Origin of the sequence: Paenibacillus sp. FSL L8-0470, from assembly GCF_038008625.1 — a bacterium.
In the GTDB taxonomy this organism is placed as follows: Bacteria; Bacillota; Bacilli; order Paenibacillales; family Paenibacillaceae; genus Paenibacillus_AQ.
On sequence record NZ_JBBOZM010000001.1, the window covers coordinates 6,229,954 to 6,243,631 of the forward strand.

Annotated in this window: 9 protein-coding genes and 1 pseudogene; 1 reads left to right on the forward strand and 9 read right to left on the reverse strand. The window is 48.4% G+C overall.

What is annotated here, in order from left to right; genetic code table 11:
- Position 1: 1 nt before the first annotated feature.
- The 4 genes from NST99_RS28380 to NST99_RS28395 form a co-directional block, all read right to left on the reverse strand.
- Positions 2 to 877, reverse strand: a complete 876-nt coding sequence (locus NST99_RS28380) for a carbohydrate ABC transporter permease (RefSeq protein WP_038596255.1) — start codon at positions 875 to 877, stop codon at positions 2 to 4.
- 22 nt (positions 878 to 899) lie between these two features.
- Positions 900 to 1,868: an ABC transporter permease gene (locus NST99_RS28385; RefSeq protein ID WP_341096171.1), complete on the reverse strand. Its 969-nt coding sequence runs from the start codon at positions 1,866 to 1,868 to the stop codon at positions 900 to 902.
- Positions 1,869 to 1,996: 128 nt separating this feature from the next.
- A complete protein-coding gene (locus NST99_RS28390; protein ID WP_341096173.1) occupies positions 1,997 to 3,559 on the reverse strand; it encodes an extracellular solute-binding protein in 1,563 nt (520 codons plus the stop codon).
- Between the two features lie 681 nt (positions 3,560 to 4,240).
- Positions 4,241 to 5,764 (reverse strand): extracellular solute-binding protein, encoded by a 1,524-nt coding sequence (locus NST99_RS28395; RefSeq protein ID WP_341096174.1) that lies wholly within the window; start codon positions 5,762 to 5,764, stop codon positions 4,241 to 4,243.
- A 214-nt stretch (positions 5,765 to 5,978) separates the two neighbouring features.
- Here NST99_RS28395 and NST99_RS28400 point away from each other — a divergent pair, with 214 nt between their 5' ends.
- Entirely contained in the window at positions 5,979 to 8,312 is a 2,334-nt protein-coding gene (locus NST99_RS28400; protein WP_341096175.1) for an AraC family transcriptional regulator, read from the forward strand.
- A 246-nt stretch (positions 8,313 to 8,558) separates the two neighbouring features.
- Here the strand turns inward: NST99_RS28400 and NST99_RS28405 are convergent, their stop codons facing one another.
- From NST99_RS28405 to NST99_RS28425, 5 genes and pseudogenes are all read right to left on the reverse strand, one after another.
- Complete coding sequence (locus NST99_RS28405; RefSeq protein ID WP_341096176.1) at positions 8,559 to 9,308, reverse strand: hypothetical protein; 750 nt, start codon at positions 9,306 to 9,308, stop codon at positions 8,559 to 8,561.
- A 782-nt stretch (positions 9,309 to 10,090) separates the two neighbouring features.
- Positions 10,091 to 11,137, reverse strand: a complete 1,047-nt coding sequence (locus NST99_RS28410) for a LamG-like jellyroll fold domain-containing protein (RefSeq protein WP_341096177.1) — start codon at positions 11,135 to 11,137, stop codon at positions 10,091 to 10,093.
- Positions 11,101 to 11,265: pseudogene (locus NST99_RS28415) on the reverse strand (alpha-N-arabinofuranosidase); the annotation flags it as partial. The gene NST99_RS28410 and the pseudogene NST99_RS28415, both read right to left, overlap by 37 nt.
- Positions 11,266 to 11,346: 81 nt before the next feature.
- Positions 11,347 to 11,571, reverse strand: coding sequence for a DUF6199 family natural product biosynthesis protein (locus NST99_RS28420; RefSeq protein WP_341096178.1), 225 nt, complete (start codon positions 11,569 to 11,571; stop codon positions 11,347 to 11,349).
- A 71-nt stretch (positions 11,572 to 11,642) separates the two neighbouring features.
- Positions 11,643 to 13,469, reverse strand: a complete 1,827-nt coding sequence (locus tag NST99_RS28425) for an APC family permease (RefSeq protein ID WP_341096179.1) — start codon at positions 13,467 to 13,469, stop codon at positions 11,643 to 11,645.
- Between the last annotated feature and the right edge of the window lie 209 nt (positions 13,470 to 13,678).

The window sequence follows — 13,678 nt, forward strand, 5'->3', positions numbered from 1 at the left end:
GTTAACCCTTCATTGATCCCAGCATAGCCCCTTTGGCAAAATGCTTCTGCAAGAACGGATAAACCATCAGAATCGGCAGGGTTGCCACCACGATAACGGCCATCTTGATCGTCTGATCCGGCGGCGGAACCGCAGCATCGAGCGAAGAGCTGTAATCCATCCCGCTGGCCAGCACGACAATTTGTCTCAGCAGCACCTGGATCGGCCATTTGGCGCTGTCATCCAGGTAGAGAATGGCACTCATATAGGTGTTCCAATACGTCACCGCATAGAACAGGGAAATTGTCGCAATCGAGGGCAAAGATAACGGCAATACAATCCGGAACAGGATGCCGAAGTCGTTGCAGCCGTCAATTTTGGCGGATTCCTCAAGACCCTCCGGGATATTCTGAAAGAAGTTCTTGAGAATAATCATGTTAAACGCACTGATTGCCGAAGGCAGAATTAGAGCCGCATAGGAATCAATCAGCCCCAGCTCCTTCACCACCAGGAACGTAGGAATCATCCCGCCGTGAAACAGCATCGTGAACACGACCAAAAAGTTAATAACATTGCGCCCGTCCAGATCCCTTCTGGAGAGGCCGTAGGCCATTAAAGCTGTTATAAACATACTGAATGCTGTACCGATGAGCGTAACCCCAATCGAAACTCCCAGCGCTCTAAAAATCGTATCCGTCGAGAAAATAAACTTGTACGCCTCAAAGCTCCATACTTTTGGAATCAGTACAAATTTGTTGGCCGCGAGCTCCGCACTGGTTGTGAAGGAGCCTGCTACCACGTGGATAAATGGAAGCACCGTCACAAGTGCAATGAGGGCCAACAGCGTAAAGTTAACAGCAGCAAAGATCCGGCCGCCGATCGTTCTGTCTTCTACCATTTGAATTCCTCCCGCATTTCTCTCAATAAACGCCTTCTTCTCCCATTTTCTTCGATAATTTGTTGACCGACATGACCATAATGAGTCCAATCACTGATTTAAAGAAGCCAATAGCCGTACTGTAACTGAATTGTCCTTGTCTCAAACCTGCGGTATACACGTACGTATCAATAATTTCCGCCACTTCCCGGTTCATGGAGTTGAGCAGCAGATAGGCGTGTTCAAATCCAAGATCCAGCACGGAACCGATTTTCAGAATCAGCAGTGTAATAATGACGCTTCGGATCGCCGGAAGGGTAATGTGCCAGACCTGTCTCAGCCGGCCGGCTCCGTCCATGCGCGCAGCTTCGTAAAGTCCGGGATCCACAGCCGCAATGGCTGCGAGATAAATGATGGTGCCCCAGCCTGCTTCTCTCCAAATGACCTGAATGATATACATTGGCCTGAACCAGTCGGGATTCAGCAGGAAATTCACCTTGGGAAGGCCGAAATAGACCAATAGCTCGTTAATAATTCCTCCGTCCATCGTGACCATAACGAAAGTAATGGAAACGACGATAACCCATGACATAAAGTGGGGCAGATAAACGAGTGTCTGGAACAATCTTTTGAAAAATGTGCCTCTCAGCTCATTCAGCATCAGCGCAAGGATAATCGGAATCGGAAAATAAAAGATGATATTCATTCCGAACAAAATCAGCGTATTCCCCAGGATATTGAGAAAATCCGGCTCCGAGAACAGCCGCTTGAAATGCTCAAGCCCTACCCAATTGCTGCCGAGGATCCCCTGATAAGGCTTGTAATCCTGAAAGGAAATGACCAAGCCGTACATTGGAAAGTATTTAAAAATAACAAAAAACAGCACTCCCGGTATCAGCATGACGTAAAGCAGTTTATTTCTCCACAGCCGCTTTTTGAGTTCACTGCTGCTTTTGTATTTTTTGGGCTCCAGCTCAGGAATTGCGCTGGGCTGAGCGGTGACTTCCTGCATAATACTCTTCCTTTCTGCTTCATAAATTGATCATCTGACTGCCGGTTTCGTATGAATCAGAAGGCTGCTGAAGCTGCTTCGGCAGCCTTCTTCACTGGGCCTTAGCCTAACCGTTCACGACTGTCATCCTATTTCTTGTATGCGGCGTTGTATTCTTCGATAATGGCTGCACCGCCCCGGCTCTTCCAGGATTCCACTTCTTTTTCAAATCCGGCCTTGTCCAGCTGTCCATAGATATAATTGTAGGTAGCATCCGTAATAATCTGTTGAAGCTCAACGCCCTTGGAGGTATAGGTCGCCGAATCCAGGGCAGCCGTAGGGTCAGCCACTCCGAATTTGACGTTCTCCAGCGCCAGTTCATCAGCATGAATCCGGCCTGGCAGCACGTTCAAAGGCTGGTACATCCCGTTGGTTTCGTATTCACCGATAACGCTGTCCTTATAGCCTTTAACCTCGCGTTCAATCAGCTCTTTGTCATCCGCCGGCTTCGCTTTGCCGTCTTCAACGGTGTAGTGTGTGCCTTCAATCCCCCAGTACATCAGGTTGGCAACCTCAGGAGTCATCATCTTGTCAAAGAACGCCAGAATCTTCTTCAGCTCGGCTTCATCCTTGACTGCGCCTTTCGGGAAGAGGACCACGTTGTTATAGCCCGGAATCATCCATTGGGTAATCTTGCCATCCGGTCCGGCGACCATACTGTGCGCATCCAAAACGGCATCCGGGACATTCTTGATCAGATCCTTATTGAGGTTATCAATATCAGGCATGGATCCGCCGATATACAGGCCCGCTTTACCGCTGGTGAACATATTTACAGCATCTGTTTTACTGGTAGCCGCGAAATCCTGGTTCATGTACTCGGAATCACGAAGCTTTTTGAAGTAGTCCATCGCATCGATATATTGCGGGAACATAAATTCCGGTGCAAGCTGGCCATCCTTCTCGCCCCAGTTGTTCGGGGTTCCGAACCAGGAGGAGACGGTTTTGAAAGCTCCGTATACCAGCTCATTCCGGTCCACAATCCCTGTGGTGTCTTTTTTGCCGTTGCCATCCGGGTCCTGTTCCGTAAAAGCCTTCGCCATGGCGAACAGCTCATCTAGATTCGCAGGTGCCTTCAGCCCCAATTTATCTGCCCAGTCCTTGCGGTAAATGATCCCTTGACGCGCCAGCGGCCGTCCGATATACACGGTGTACAGCTTGCCGTCCACTTTGGTGTTATTGAGGATTTCCGGCTTCAGCTTGTTCAGGTTCGGGAATTCCGTCAGATAAGGACCGATCTCCCAGAACTGTCCATCCTTGATCGCTTCCTTCATCTGCAGGAAGGTCGTCTGATTCTTCAAATAGGTCACCTGCGGCAATGAACCTGTGGCAAACGATGAATTCAGCTTCTCTTCATAGGTATCCGCCGGGAAAAATTGATAGGTCAGCTTCGTATTGGTCAATTTCTCCACTTCCGCTTTGATTGTGTCCGGTGGAGTCTCTGTCGTGTTCAGGGGAAGCATAATCTTAATTTCTGTCGGTTTCTCCGGCTCTGGTGCCGGTTCTGTTGTCGCGGTGTTGGTCCCCCCGCTTGTACCGGGATCTTTTGTCGCCGCTGCTTCCTTATTGTTGTTGTTGTTGCCTGAACACGCTGTCAACATGCTGAACGTTAACAATGCACTCAGGAGCAGGGTGAAGGATTTTTTATTCATACCATTTTGACCTCCGTTTGACTTGTATTGGTTACAAGCAACAGACTACAGCCTCGGCCAGGTTTCGAATACAATCATTTACTCATAATGGGGCGTTTGGGGGTGGGGTGTGAGCAAATGATTACTGGGTTATAAATGGAAACGAAAACCGGAGGTTGGGTGGAGGTAACTAGGATGGGGCTATGGGAGCGGTGGGGGTAACTGCGGGGAATGTTTGGACTTCCGGTCGCTGTTATGTTTGGATTTCCTGATTTGAACCGCTGGCGGCGGTAGAAATCCAAACATAAAGGCGAACGCTGCCGCTCCGTAAGGATCAAACTTCCCCTTCGTTACGTTCACCTCTCTAAGGGTTTTCCTTTCCATTCATATGGAAAGGGAGCAGAGTAAAAACCACCGCTGGTTTCTGCGGTGGGGGACAATCGGTGGGGATTAGTCGGGAAGAAAACCTGGAGCAGTGGGGAGAAGTTACTTGCGATGGATGGAATTTAGGATGTGTAGCAGTTGTTGTTAGTGGGAATGGGTTAGGTAGAGTGAACAATAGGGCGTGCAAGGAACAGTTAGTTGAAACGTCATGGCATGGGCGGGGAGATTATTGGGAACATGTACAGTTACTAATGAGAGAAATCTGCAGTCTGGCTGGGTCAATCCAAGAGACTGATTACAATCCCCCGCCCTTCTATCCTACTTGCCCGCCTCTGCCCGGGCCTCAGCGGCGGTGTATTCCTGGATGATCAGGTTGCCGCCGCTTGTTCTCCATTTTTCCACCTGCTCGTTGAATTCCTCAACAGTAATATTGCCGATGATGTAGTTGTAGGTCGCATCTACGATAATCGTCGACAGCTCCACATTTTTCTCATCATAGGTTGGAGAGCTTAAGCGCAGGGTCGGGTCATCCACGAGAAACTGTTCGTTGTCCTTGCTGAACTGGTCGGCCAGGGCGGTCAGCTGCTCTTTTTTCTCCACTTCCATAATGTTCTTGTTGCCGAAGTCGGCGATCATCAGGGAGTAGAGCGGATTCACTTCATTTACACGCAGCTGTGAAGTCTCCTCCGGAAGAATCACCTTCCCGCCTTCCAGCTTATAATGCCGGCCCTCGAACCCGTATTTCATCAGATTGGCGACATCCCGGTCCATAGTCCGGTCAAAAAAACCAAGCACCTGCTTCAGCTCCTGCTCCGTGGCTATGGCTTTTTTGGAGAACAGGTAAAGGCCGTTGTAGTTCGGGATGGACCATACTTTATATCCGTTTGGCCCCTTAATCCGGTTAATTAGTGTAAATTCAGCAGCCGGATTGATCGTCTGAGCCTCACTGGAGAGCCGCTGCACATCCGTCATGCTGCCAATAAAAACACCGGCCGTTCCCCGGATAAACTTATCCCGCTGGACCTCCTTGCTGGTTAAGGCGAAATCCTGATTTATCATTTTCTCATTATATAATTTCCGCATGAAATTCATGGTGTTCATATATTCAGGGGTCACGAACTCAGGGATAAACTGATGATTCTCCAGCTTCCAGTTATTCGGAGTACCGAAATAGGAGCTGAGTGTCTTAAACACGCCGTACACGAGATCGTTGCGGTCGACCAGGCCAATGGTGTCCTGTTTGCCGTTTCCGTCCGGATCATTATACGTAAACTGCTTCATGACCTCATACAGTTCATCCAGTGTTTGCGGCTTGCTTAACTGAAGATGGTCCAGCCAGTCTTGGCGGATGATGATTCCTTGCCTGGAGGAAGGGCGCTCGGTATACAATCCATAGATTTTGCCGTCTACAGCAGCCTGGTTAAGAATCGCAGGGTCCAGCTGTTTCAAATTCGGGAACTCCTGCAGATAAGGCCCGATCTCCCAGAAAGCTTCTGAGCGGATCGCACTTTTCAGCAGATTATAATCCGTGAACTTCACAAAGGTGACTTTGCCTAACGAATTGGTTGTCAATGCTGTATTCATTTTATCTGTGTAGACGCCTTCAGGAACCCAGGTAATGTCGAGCTTAGCCCCTGTCAGCTTCTCAAGTTCTGCCATAATATCCTTGGAGGGCTGCTGAGGGAAATGCAGAGGTGCCAGGATGGAAATGAACGGCGCGGTCTCTCCGGGACCGGTCCGGGGTGACTCGTTGTCACTGCAAGCGCTTAACAAAATGAACGAGAGCAGCAACACCCAACAGCAATATCGGCGCACCGTTCTCCCTGCAAAAACTCTGGACATCCCTTTATCCTCCTAAAAGTTTGGTCAGTACATACCTAGCATAATTACGCCCATTTGTGAAATATAACTGCTAATTATTGAATAATCTTCTATACAAAGTAATAATTAGAGATAATGATTATTGCGGCACCAGATGATTATTGTTATTATCCTAGCTGATGAATACACTTAAATGAGGCGGTTGCTACTACCCAAGTAAAGGTGCTGAAAATCAGTGAAACACTTAAGCTTCCTGAGTAAATTAACTTTATTCGCCTTTGTCATCAGTACGCTGCCTGTGGTGTTCATTGGCTCTTTCTCCTATCTCACATCCTCCAGCGAAATTCAAAAAAATGTTAACAAAAGCAAAATGGAACTTATTTTACAAATTAACTCAAATGTAGAGCATAAGCTGACTACTGTCAACCAAACCTTAAACCAGGTTGTGAATTCTTCGGTATTAAAAAAAGCACTAAATAACCCGTTAAATGTAACCGATTTCATTTTATATAATGACTTAAGAAACGAAATCCGTAATATGCAGTCCTTTGATACAAAGCTCGAAGATGTGATCCTGTTAAATCAACGGCAAAATTGGATGATCAAAAACTCCGGCCTCTACCGCCTGAACGAATATAAGAATTATGAGCAGCTCTCCAATCTGATGAATGTTCCCGACAACACCTCCTGGGTGCTGAACCCTTCCTCGCTGTTCTACAGTGAGGAGAGCATCAATGTGACGGGCTGCGACTACAGCATCAGTCTGATTAAAAAGCTGCCGACCAACAAACTGCAAAAATACGGACTTGCCCTGGCAAATATTCCAGCCTGCAGCCTGCAGGACTTCATCAACTCGGAAGTAGATCCGCTGGACAGCATTATTGTGCTGAATGAGTCCGGCACCATACTGCTTCACCCGGACCGTTCGATGATCGGAGAGCCTGTGCAAAAGGGCGGATTTGCGGATCTTTCGCTCGTCTCCGATCTCAATAAACCTTCGGGACAATTCAAAGCCGTCATGGACGAAAAGGACTATTCCGTCACTTATCTGCGTTCCCAATTGAACGGCTGGATCTATCTCTCGGTCACCTCCATTGAGAGTTTGACGAAGGAATCCAACAAAATCGGAACCTATACCCTGTATGTATGTGCCGTGATGCTGCTGCTGTCCATCCTGTTCGCATGGCTCGGCTCCCGCCGTATGTACAGCCCGATCGAAAGACTGCTCAACCAGATGGGGCTGCGCAGACCCGGAATCAAATCCCGGCATACGGATGAGTTCCAGTTTATCGGCGAACAGGTGCATCATTTATTTCAGTCCAAATCACAGCTGGAGAAGGAGGTCAGCCAGCATATCCGGCAGGTCCGCACCTTTTTCCTGACCAAAGCCTTTCAGGGCAATGTCAAAAAACGCGAGCTGCTCGAAGAGCTGGAGCAATATGGCTATCACACTCAGATGGAAGAATGGAAGACGATGGCTGTCATCACGTTGAGCATCGACTTCTCTGAGGATACCAGCTATGAGAAAAAGGATCTCCATCTGCTGTTATTTGCCGCGCATAATATGATCGAGGAACTGGTACCCCCGGACAGCAGGCTTGCGCCTGTCATTATGGATCATGCCGTGGTGACCTTGATTGGCAGCAAGGAGGGCAATGCAGAAGCTTTTCACCGGTCGCTCTATTCATTGACAGAGAATCTGCAGCAGGAGATCAATAACTACCTGAAGCTGCAGGTCAGTATTGGCCTGAGTCTGCCCTTCCATTCCTTTGATAAAATATCTATCGCCTACAGAGAAGGCCTGGAAGCTCTCAAATACCGGATTACGCTCGGCAAAGGCATCATTATCCAATACGAGAACATCAACTCCGGCAAACATTATCTGAACTTAAACTATCCTTCGCATACCGAAAATGATCTGATGGACGCCATCAAGCTGGCCGATACTGAAAAAGCGAAGGAGCTGCTGCATAAGCTGTTCAAGTGTATTTTTGCGCTGGGACTGTCCCCGCAGGAGTACCAGATTCCGCTGACCCGTCTGCTCAATAATATCCTGATTATGATGCAGGAATCGGGAATTAGCCTGAAGCAGATTTATCATGTGAACGGCTCCTTATTCGAAGAGCTGACCGACCTCCACATTGTAGCCGAAATCGAGGACTGGTTCTGGAGTATGGTTATTCTGCCGATGATCCGGATTTTTCACAGCCGGCAAAATGCCCAATATCACAACATTTCAGAGAAAATTATTGATATTGTCCAGCATGATTATGACAAGGATCTTACGCTAGAGGAGTGCGCTTCACGCCTTCATTACAACGCCAACTATCTCAGCAGCGTCTTCCGCAAGGAGACCCAATATTATTTCAGTGAGTACCTGGCGATGTACCGGTTCAAAATGGCCAAAAAATGGCTGGAAGAAACCGACATGCCAATTAAGGACATTGCCGCAAGGCTCAGATACAACAATTCGCAAAATTTCATCCGCTCCTTCCGGAAGCAGGAAGGGATGACCCCCGGCCAGTACCGTGACAACGTAAGCTCCAGAGCCCAAGGCGGGACCGGATAAGTATCGGGGAATCCTCTGCCGGTTGTGAATCCTAAACAGCCAGATTTAGACAAGTGGAAACGGCTTTGCCGTCCTTTTTAAGGACGGTACCGTTTCAGCGAGAAATAGAAGGATAAGTTATCGTGTGAAACATATAAATTCTTATATTTTGACAAAAACCGTCAACATTCCAGCAGGTGTACGCTGAGGCTGACGGCTCTTTTGGATGATAATAGGGATAGGGTGTTGGCCCCATTGGGGTTACTTTCAGGCACTCTTAGGCTTGCGCGCTTTTCTTGCTCTTATGAACCAAATGATGGCAACTGCCAGGATTAGCACTACGCCGCCACCGGCAATGACGATATTCCTGACGTTTGGCACGTAAACGACCATCTCGAGCGGCTGCGAATCAGCCATTGTAATATGCCAAGTCAACGTATTTCCGTCCTGTTCGGCGGCATTGTTGGCCCCATACAAATCATAAGGAAGCGTTAATTTAAAATCGACCGCAAGGTTCTGCAGCAGCATGCGGACCAGAGATTTCGGCACGCTCAGACTTCCGATCCCGTCAATAATTTCATCCGAATAGGCATTCAGCTTCGGCTGGGCTACCACATCGTATTTGGTGTACAGCCAATTATTAACCTGTTCAACCTGCGTGTCCACAATGTCCAGCTTGCCAGCGTTTGCCTGCAGGTCTTGCAGCGAAGCATAGGCTTTGAGGAATTGATATTCTGTAGATTTACCGTTCTGGCTTTTTTTCAATTCAATCCCGGCAGCCTCCAGCCTGGTGGTCAGCACCTCTTCCAGCTTTCCGCCAACCATCGCCTCCGCCCGGGAATCCAATAAAATGCTGAATGCAAGCTCCAAACTCCCATCCTTCTTCACCGTCATATGCGCCGTACCACTGGCACAGCCGGTAAGCAGAACAACCATTGTAATCATCAGAACCACAAAGTAACGTCTGCGCCGCCCTAACGAGGGCAGCATCGATTGCTGCTGTTGTCTTAAGTTCAATGCCGCACCTCCATTCTTCTTTTTCGTCTTTTTATGATGCTGTATATGCGATACGCGTTTATTCTAATCATTCCTCATATCCGCCCCACCAAAAGCTCTCCTTCAGTTGCACCTCTTTTTCCTTTATCCTGGCAAGTCAGCAAGTCAGCAAGTCATCCGGTATTCATCCGCCAGAGTAGTTCTTCTACCGGGCAAACTATATAGATTGAATTTGTGGTTTTAGAGTACAGGATCAGTCGCAACTGCGGTGAATATTTGGACTTCCGGCCGCTGTTGTCGTAAGGATTTCTTGATTTTAACCGCTATTTAGCGGTAGAAATCCGAAGACTGCTTATGCTTTCGATGCCAGCTTTCCTTCAGAAAGCTTTCAGACGGACACTACCGTTCCTCCAGTTCCAAAATCCCCTCCGTTGCTCCTTTCCTTTATCTCAAGTTTTTAGTTCAATCTATATAGTTGTATTTTGTACAGCTAAAACCGACCGTTTCGCTGCGTTGGGGAGGTTAGTTGCACTCCATACACTTATATGAACCAAATCTAGCTAAAAACACACAAAACTATTTTTTAATTGCACAAGCTGCAACTATCTCTCAAAAAAAGCAGATTCGGCCTGATATAGTTGCAGGAAATACATTTATATCGGTGCGAAGCTTTCATTCCATGGGCAGAGTGGCTTTCTATGGTCTTTCACAGTTCTAATGATAGCAGTCCGCTTCGTAGAAGTCTAAACCATTCGCGGCGTGGTTTCAAACCCAATCATTTTATCCTGTGTTCAGAAAGAGGCTTATATTTTAAACAAAGTGGTGCTGGCGTTGGCGTCGGCGTTGGGGCAGCACCAATTACAGTAACTGTTGCTTTGGCTGCCACACCCGTTCCCTCCACCGTGCCGTTCACAATAGGTAAAGACAATATGCGTCCACTCATTCAGCGGCAGAAACTCCTCCGGTGACTGCTTCACATAGAAGCCGTTAGCTCCGTCAACGAATACAATGCTGGAATTGCCGTTGTAGGTGACAAAAAATCCGTTGCCGGCAAAGCTGCCCTCCGGTTTGAACCATAACAGCACATTCTCCTTGTCATTCATGGCGCCGGTGCGCTTAATCCAGTAGGACAGCGTCAGGCTGCCCGGCTGCAGCTTTGGATCGTTGCCCGCATGGGCAAAGTTGCCGCTTGTTCCGCTGAAGGTGAGCGCCTGGTTCTTGTGTCCCTGTCCGCTCCAATCGGGCGAGCCGTGAAGTGTTCCGTCACGCCCGCTTCCCGAAACATCTTGAACCGTAATTCCCTGACCTTCATCAAAGGTATAGCGGAGTGCAAGCTCCGGGAAGGGAGCAATAACCCGTTTCGTCACTGTTACATGAGCCTGGACTTTCGTTTCCGTGCCCACAACGGTTCCATTCACTGTGAACAGGCTGCATTCCTTGTCATACAGACTAGGGTCTACCGGCTCCCATTGTACCGGAGCCTCGGACACACTGCCGTCCTCCAGTGTCGCCTTGACCGTTGCCGGAAGCTTCGGCGCATCCTGAGCCGGAGTAGTCAGCATGGCATCCTCGACCGAAACAATATTTCCGGCAGGCGCGATTAGAGCTGCAATTTCGGCAGCACTAAGGGCTCTGCTGTAAATGCGGAAGTCGTCAACCAGACCGTCAAAATACGGATCTGCGAATTGTGATTTGCCGATGTAATTATTTTTGGTCTTGCCAAGGTCGGAAGGCCGGAGCGTCATGTGGTCATTTCTCCCCGCCTCCACACCGTCGATATACAGGACACCCTGAGTACCCGTGAGCGTCACGGCCACATGTTTCCACTCGCCGGCAGGCAGTGCAGGCATTCCAGCAGGTTGCGGGCAGCATCGGCACCTCTGGTTCCGAGGTTGACGGCCATCATCACCTCGGCATTTAATTCTTTTGCCCAGCGGATAAATTCATTGGTTGCCACTTCATTGGTCTCCACCGTCCTCCCAATTGTAACCGGATACAAAAGCGACAAAAAAACCTTGAAAGGCATTTCGCCAATCAAGGTTTCCTGTAATTAAAGCATTTAAAGCATCGGTAAGATTCCTAATATCGTAAAAAGCGCACCCGCACATATGGCAATTGTTCCGGAAAATTTAACCGATTCCAGATAGTAATCGCTGGGATCGGCATCCCCTTTCACTTTCCATCCCACATTCATCCGCCATCCACTGGCTGGATTCTTGCGGATATATATCCCGAACGCTACAGTGGAGAGTCCGAGAATCATGATGACAATTCCGGTAAGCATATAATCAGCCCCTTTCGAGATTATACGGGCATACCCGGAAAGTGTTTCTTGCCATTCCTTTTTTCGGAATACTATTTTTTCAAATGATAAGGCACTGTAGTTATGATAACGTTCCTGCGGTAAAGCAGATGTGCACGGATCAGCAGGCTGGACTGGTTATGCAGGATGTTGTGCCAGCCCTTCTTCGGAATAAACTGCGGTACAATCACGGTCACCTGGTAATTCGATTCACTCGCCTTGCGCTGCACGGTGTCGATAAATTTGGTCAGCGGATGAATGATGCTGCGGTAAGGCGAATACAACGTCACCAGCCTCACTTCGGGATGGAATTTCTTCCACTTCTCTTCGAATATAGCATCATCCTCCCGCTCGAAAGGAACGTGGACGGCAATAATCTGTTCGGCGGACAGCGACTTGGCATAACGCAGCGAATTCTCCACCACATGCGTAATTCCGGCAACCGGAAGGATGATAATATTCCCCTCAATCGCCAGAGGCGGTTCGCAGGTCGTAATCCGCAGCTGATCAGCCACCGCTTCATAGTGCTTACGGATACGGTAAAAGAGCAGGATAATCAGCGGTAAAAAGATCAGCACTGGCCACACCTGCGTAAATTTAGTCATGAAAAACATCATCGTGACGACAAAGCTGATGACTGCCCCGGTTGTGTTGATAATCAGCTTAGGAACCCAGCCTTCCGGCTTCTGGCGGATCCATTTGATCATCATTCCGGTCTGTGAGAGGGTGAAGGGAATAAATACGCCCACCGCATACAGCGGAATCAAATGTTCAGTCCGGCCTTCAAAAGCAATGATCAGAATAATGGACAATACGCCAAGACTGACAATCCCGTTGGAATACCCCAGCCGGTCGCCGCGGACCGTGAACATTCTCGGAATAAATTTATCCTTGGCCAGATTGACCGCAAGCAGCGGAAAAGCCGAATATCCGGTATTAGCCGCCAGAACCAGAATCAAGGCCGTTGTGCCTTGCACAAAGAAATACATAAAGTTCCGGCCAAAGACCTGCTCGGCAATTTGTGAGACCACCGTAACCTCTTCATTAGGGATGATCCCGTAATAATAAGCCAAGAGCACAATTCCGGAAAACAGGACCGCAAGTAGGATCCCCATCGCCGCCAATGTTTTGGCCGCATTGTTCGGTGCCGGAGCCTTGAAGTTAGGAATGGCATTGGAAATGGCCTCCACTCCCGTCAGCGCCGAGCTCCCGGAGGAAAAAGCCTTCAGGAGCAGAAACAGGCTGATCCCGGCTACCGGTGTACCGATGGGGGTATGCAGTTCAGCAGGCACCCGGCCTGTTAGAACATTGAACAGACCAAGTCCGATCATAATAAACAATGCAAGAACAAATAAGTAGACCGGATAAGCAAGGAAGGAGGCCGATTCTGTAACCCCCCGCAAATTCAGCGTCGTAATCAGCAGGACAAATAGAACGGCAATAATTACATTATACGGATGCAAGCTTGGAAAAGCCGAAGTAATCGCGTCAGTACCGGCGGATACACTCACCGCAACCGTCAATATATAGTCGACCAATAGCGAGCCGCCCGCAATCAGGCCGGGATACTTCCCGAGGTTTTCCTTGGAAACGACGTAGGCTCCGCCGCCGTGAGGATAAGCATAAATAATTTGCCGGTAAGATAAAATCAGGGCCGTCAGCAGCACCAGAACACCGATGGCAATCGGGATGGAATACCAGAAGGCTGCTGCACTAATGGTGATCAGAACCAGCAGGATTTGTTCAGGACCATAAGCGACAGAGGATAAAGCATCCGAAGATAAAATAGCCAGCGCTTTGGTTTTATTCAGTTTTTGGTCGCCCAGTTGATCCGACTTAAGCGGACGTCCAATTAGCAATCTTTTTACCGAAGACATCATCAGCCTCACCCGCACTTTTTTAATGTTATATTACCCTTGGAAGTAAAAAATAATCTGAGTCCGACCGGAGTATAAATTACCTTATTGCTTAAAGTATCTTGATCGGTACAATCCATCCCATAAATATACATTTCGGCAACGGATTGCGCAATAGATTTAATTATGACTATCTCTGGACAGCCAAAAACAATCAGCCTAAACCGGCTGCT

Excerpts from the sequence above, each read along its gene's own strand:
- NST99_RS28380 (WP_038596255.1), bottom strand. The coding sequence starts at position 877 with ATGGTAGAAGACAGAACGATCGGCGGCCGGATCTTTGCTGCTGTTAAC.
- NST99_RS28385 (WP_341096171.1), bottom strand. The coding sequence starts at position 1,868 with ATGCAGGAAGTCACCGCTCAGCCCAGCGCAATTCCTGAGCTGGAGCCC.
- NST99_RS28390 (WP_341096173.1), bottom strand. The coding sequence starts at position 3,559 with ATGAATAAAAAATCCTTCACCCTGCTCCTGAGTGCATTGTTAACGTTC.
- NST99_RS28395 (WP_341096174.1), bottom strand. The coding sequence starts at position 5,764 with ATGTCCAGAGTTTTTGCAGGGAGAACGGTGCGCCGATATTGCTGTTGG.
- NST99_RS28410 (WP_341096177.1), bottom strand. The coding sequence starts at position 11,137 with ATGCCTGCACTGCCTGCCGGCGAGTGGAAACATGTGGCCGTGACGCTC.
- NST99_RS28420 (WP_341096178.1), bottom strand. The coding sequence starts at position 11,571 with ATGCTTACCGGAATTGTCATCATGATTCTCGGACTCTCCACTGTAGCG.
- NST99_RS28425 (WP_341096179.1), bottom strand. The coding sequence starts at position 13,469 with ATGATGTCTTCGGTAAAAAGATTGCTAATTGGACGTCCGCTTAAGTCG.